We start from the raw sequence: 4,549 nt of genomic DNA on the forward strand, positions 1-4,549 counted from the left end.
AACACCACCGCAACGACCAGGAGCCTCGTCTCGTCACCCCACACCGCTGACCTGCACCTTCACCCCAGCAGGACAGGATGAAAACGGTTCAGTAAAGGGCGTGATCTTTCACAGCGGCAGAGGCTCGGAGTATGTCTCCCGGCGCTTCAAACGGGCCTGCCGCCGCCTCGGCGTGACCCAGTCCATGGGACGACGTGTCGGGTCGTGTTCCGATAATGCCGTCAGCGAGGCCGTCAGCAGCGTTCTCAAGGCCGGGTACGTCCATCGGCGGACTTTCTTCACCCGCGCCGAGGCCCGGCTGAAGATCGCCACATGGATCACCGGGTTCTACAACTCCCTGCGGCTACACGTCGTATGTGGGCACCGCAGCCCAATCGACTACGAACGCAACCACCATGCCAACTCCGCCCTGGACTCGCCCCTTCGAAGATCTTCACACAACGAGGAGATCGACAAGCTTGTGTAACAGGTCACATGCAAGCGTTCCAACGTAACGCCCTGTCTCTTGCGGCGTCATAGAGACGGCCAAGGTATGCGGCGACCACGCATGGAGTAAAGGAACACGCGATGTCTGACGGCGGCATGAGCCCTGCCACGATGATGGCTGCGCTGTTGTTGGCTCAACGCGCGGCGGAGACAGCTGAGGCCGTGGTTCAGCGAGACCTTCTCAAGGCTCTGCTCGCAGCCCGGCCCGAAGAAACCGAAGGCTTGTATATGGGGGCGCATCGTATGGGACTCGATCTCACCTGCCCACATGTACTCGTTGCCGTTCACGTCGTGAAAGCGAGAGCGAAACGGTCTTCTTCATGGGCAGCGGCATATGCACGCCGGAATCGCGGCTTGACCACACAACGACAGGGCTGGCTGATCTTCATGCTGCCCGGTGAGGCCCCGTGGCCAGCCGCTGACCGCCTCGTCACGGAGCTGAGCCGCGCCATCGGCCACCCGGCCACCGCCGGCGCGGCTGGCCCCGTGATGTCGCCCCATAGCGTGAGTGACGCCTGTCAAGAGGCCGTCTCCTGCGCGAAAGTATTGCTGGCGCTCGGGAGGAACGGCGATGTGGCGGCAGTTGAGCAGTTAGGGTTCATGGGATTGCTGGTCAAAGCGAAACCCGAGCTCGAGCCCTTCATCGAAGCGATGATAGGTCCCATCCTCAGCTACGACGCACGCCGAGGCACGGCGTTGCGTGCCACCTTGCAGGCGTACCTGGACAGCGGGCAGAAACTCAGTCGGACTGCGACGAACCTGCACATCCACATCAATACCGCTGCCCAGCGGTTGAGTCGAATCAGCGTTGTTCTCGGCCCCGGCTGGCAAGAGCCACAGCGCTTGCTCGATATCCATGTGGCCCTAAGACTTCATCAAATTCGGCAGGCAATTGCCTCCGATCAGGTGTATCTGCCGGAGCCTGACAGTAGTAAAGACGCCTCGTTGGGCCGCGGGATCGGGTAAAGGCGCGGGTCGAGCAGTCCAGGCGCGTGCGCGGGACGACGAGTCCGCGCCAGCGTCACACAAGGCCCGCTTTGGACGGGTCAGAGCGTGGGAACGCAAGGATGTGCGAGACCAAGGACGTCGGCCTGGCCACCATGTGCGGTGCCTGGCAGGGGTGGACGCGGCACGGTGATCGACCGTACACGGTGACGGCCCGAAACCAGCTAAGACCGGTGTCCTACGTGGTGAGGCGGAGCCCACGGGTTCGACGATCAGCGCTGGACCTTGGCCCGGGCCCAGACGGTGATCCGTCGGCGGCTGCGGGTGAGCCTGTCGGTGGCGACAGTGTGGCGGTTGCTGAAGCGTCACGGTTGGTCCTGGCAGGCACCCGCCCGCCGTGCTCTCGCACGCGACGAGCACGCAGTGGAGTTGTGGAAGAAGGAGGTGTGGCCGCGGGTAAAAGGCTCGCGGCGGTGTCCGGTGCCTGGATCGTCTTCGAGGACGAAGCCGGATTCTCCATGACGCCGCCCCGTGCCCGCACCTGGGGCCGGCGTGGACACACCCCTGTCATCCGGGTGAGGGGCCGCTCCCCCCGCTGGACCTCGGTCGCGGCCCTGTGCTGCTACAAATCCGGCGAAACGAGCCGTCTCATCCACCGTCCCCCACCCGTCTTCTCCTCAAGGGCGCCTGCAGCACCTTTCCCTGGAAGGACTACCGCGACCTCCTGGTCCGCGCACACGTCCAGCTCGGTGGTCCGATTGTGGTGGTCTGGGCCAATCTCAACACCCACCTGGCCGCCGGACTGAAGCGGTACGAGGCCGGGCATGACTGGCTCAGCACCGTCCGGCTCCCGCCGTATGCACCCGACTTGAACCTCGTCGAGGCCGTCTGGTCACTCGTGCGCAGAGCGATGGCCAACACCGCCTTCCACACACCCAACGACCTCGACCGCAGACTCCGCCGCGAGTTACGCAGAATCCAACTCCGGCCCCACCTGATCGACGGCTGCCTCACCGCCACAAGCCTGACGATCAACCCACCGACACCACCCTGAAAACCTCAGTAATCGCTCGCTGGACTCGATTCCTTTGCGGGCGATGCGCACTCCGATGCGCTTCCACCGGAGCCATCTGCGCAGATCAACCCGGTCGTAGGCTTTGTATTCGGGCCTGTCAGGTTCCCCTTTTCAAGTCCCGCATGTTCACCGAGTCGATCGCACAGCGGGACCAGTCCAGCTCACCACGGGCGCCGAGCTCGTCGAGTACCAGGCGGTGGAGCTTGGCCCAGACCCTGGCCTTGATCCATTCGGCGAAGCGCCGGTGAGCCGTCGCTCCCGACGGCCCGAACGATGCGGACGGCAGCTGCTGCCAGGTGCAGCCCGACGTGGCCACGAACACGATCGCAGCCAGCACCTCCCGGTCACCGTGCCGACGCCGGCCACCTCCCTGAGGCCGGATAGGCGCTTCAGGCACCACTCGCTGGAACAGCTCCCACAACTCATCCGGCACCAGCCGCTCAACGATCCCCACGGCAGCAGGCTATCGAACACACCAAATGAGATGACGTCTTAAGTACTCCAATCTGAAATCGTGTCCTGAGCTGGCTCTTCTTCGGTAGTGGCAGCGGCGAGCGATGGCTTGGTGGTGTCTGCGCCAGTGGGACCAGTTCAGTGGGTGGAGGTCTGTCCTGGTGGGGTCGGGGATGCGGCAGGAGAGTGTCCAGCAGGCGCCTGATCTCTGCCACGGTGAGCGGAGCGAGGGTTGATCCGTTTCTGCTGCCCCCCTTGTGTCACGGTCTGCCTGGGTGGCGAGGGCGGTCAGGAAGGCGTGGCGAGCATGGCGAGTGTGATGTGCCGGTACCAGCCGAGGTAGCGGCGGACCTCGTACTCGTCCAGGCTGCACTCGTTCTTTACAGCTTGGAGGCATTCCTCGATCGCCCATCGGCTGCCGGCGATGCGGGTCAGCTCGGAGATCTCGATACCGACGGGTGCGTTGGCGAGGTAGTAGGCGAGCTCGGCGGGGTCGGGCAGGCTGCGACGGGCCATCACCCAGCGGTGGTGGGTCGGCGGATCGGGGTCGAAGATGATGTCGGCGGGCAGTTTGTCCGCGGTCCAGTCATAGATCCGCGGCCCCTTCGCTCCGTCGCCGGAGGACAGCCGCTGCCAGGCGTCCTCAGGTGCTTCGTCGATGAGGTGGTCGATGCGCCAGATTCCGGCCAGGGACTTGATCTGCTGGGACTTGGGCACGGCCACCACGGAACCGACGCCGAGCTGCTCGAGCAGACGGCGGAAGTGCCAGTCCTGTCCGTAGGCCTCGTCCGCGGTGACCCAGGCGGCGGGCAGGCCGGCGGCCAGGCAACGGCGGACGATGTCCCGGGCCAGTTCGCCCTTGGTGGCAAAACCCCGCTCATCGGAGATTTTTCGCCGCCCGGCAGCGCTCGCGGTCGGACGTCCAGGACTTGGACAGGTAGAGCTCCCGATCGACCAAAGCCCTGCCCGAGCCAGTGGCGTAGGCGGCGAACACGCCAATCTGGCAGTTGTCGATCTTTCCGGAGGTGCCGGTGTATTGCCGACTTACCCCCGCCGACATGCTGCCTTTCTTGATGAAGCCGGTGTCATCGATGATCAACACCATGTCCGGGCCGAGCCGTACGGCGACATAGGTCCGGACATAGTCCCGGACCGCGTCGGCGTCCCATCGGGCGCCGTTGAGCAGGTGCTGCAGACCTGTTCGGGTCGCGGTGGCCGGCCCACTCGGCCAACTGCCAGCCGTTCTTGCGTCCACTGGCGCCAGCAGACCACGGACATAGTCCCGCATCCGCCGGCGCAGATCCATCCGGGCAAAGCGGCCCGCCACCCGAGCGAACACCGACTCCGACTCACCGTGCCACTGGTCGACTTCGACTATCGCCTCCCTACCCGGACAACGACAACCACCAGCTCACGACACGAATGCTGACTGGAGTCTTAGTACTCCAGTCAGATTTCGTGTTCTGAGCTGGTTCTTCTTTGGTAGTGGCAGCGACGGGCGATGGCTTGGTGGTGTCTGCGCCAGTGGGACCAGTTCAGTGCGTGGAGTCGTCGGTCCTGGTGGGGTCTGGGGTGGGGCAGGAGAGTGTC

At 64.6% G+C, this 4,549-nt stretch carries 6 protein-coding genes and 2 pseudogenes; 4 read left to right on the forward strand and 4 right to left on the reverse strand.

Features of this window, described 5'->3' with window-relative positions; all coding sequences use genetic code 11:
* From ABZ624_RS42055 to ABZ624_RS42070, 4 genes are all read left to right on the forward strand, one after another.
* A partial coding sequence (locus ABZ624_RS42055; protein WP_360100868.1) for an integrase core domain-containing protein occupies positions 1-466 on the forward strand: 466 nt, incomplete at its 5' end.
* A gap of 101 nt (positions 467-567) precedes the next feature.
* Positions 568-1,452, forward strand: coding sequence for a helix-turn-helix domain-containing protein (locus ABZ624_RS42060; protein ID WP_360100871.1), 885 nt, complete (start codon positions 568-570; stop codon positions 1,450-1,452).
* Positions 1,453-1,755: 303 nt separating this feature from the next.
* Entirely contained in the window at positions 1,756-1,953 is a 198-nt protein-coding gene (locus ABZ624_RS42065) for a winged helix-turn-helix domain-containing protein (protein ID WP_360100880.1), read from the forward strand.
* A 241-nt stretch (positions 1,954-2,194) separates the two neighbouring features.
* On the forward strand, positions 2,195-2,485 hold the full coding sequence (locus tag ABZ624_RS42070; protein ID WP_360100874.1) for a transposase: 291 nt from the start codon (positions 2,195-2,197) through the stop codon (positions 2,483-2,485).
* A gap of 95 nt (positions 2,486-2,580) precedes the next feature.
* Here the strand turns inward: ABZ624_RS42070 and ABZ624_RS42075 are convergent.
* The 4 genes and pseudogenes from ABZ624_RS42075 to ABZ624_RS42090 all read right to left on the reverse strand — a co-directional run.
* Positions 2,581-2,960: pseudogene (locus tag ABZ624_RS42075) on the reverse strand (transposase); the annotation flags it as partial.
* 287 nt (positions 2,961-3,247) lie between these two features.
* Positions 3,248-3,676 carry a hypothetical protein gene (locus ABZ624_RS42080; protein ID WP_360100883.1) on the reverse strand — a complete coding sequence of 143 codons (429 nt, stop codon included), beginning with the start codon at positions 3,674-3,676 and terminating at the stop codon, positions 3,248-3,250.
* A gap of 45 nt (positions 3,677-3,721) precedes the next feature.
* Positions 3,722-3,934: pseudogene (locus ABZ624_RS42085) on the reverse strand (transposase); the annotation flags it as partial.
* On the reverse strand, positions 3,837-4,298 hold the full coding sequence (locus ABZ624_RS42090) for a transposase (protein ID WP_360100877.1): 462 nt from the start codon (positions 4,296-4,298) through the stop codon (positions 3,837-3,839). The pseudogene ABZ624_RS42085 and the gene ABZ624_RS42090, both read right to left, overlap by 98 nt.
* Between the last annotated feature and the right edge of the window lie 251 nt (positions 4,299-4,549).

The sequence above is a fragment of the Streptomyces sp. NPDC007205 genome (genome assembly GCF_040634095.1).
GTDB lineage: Bacteria > Actinomycetota > Actinomycetes > Streptomycetales > Streptomycetaceae > Streptomyces.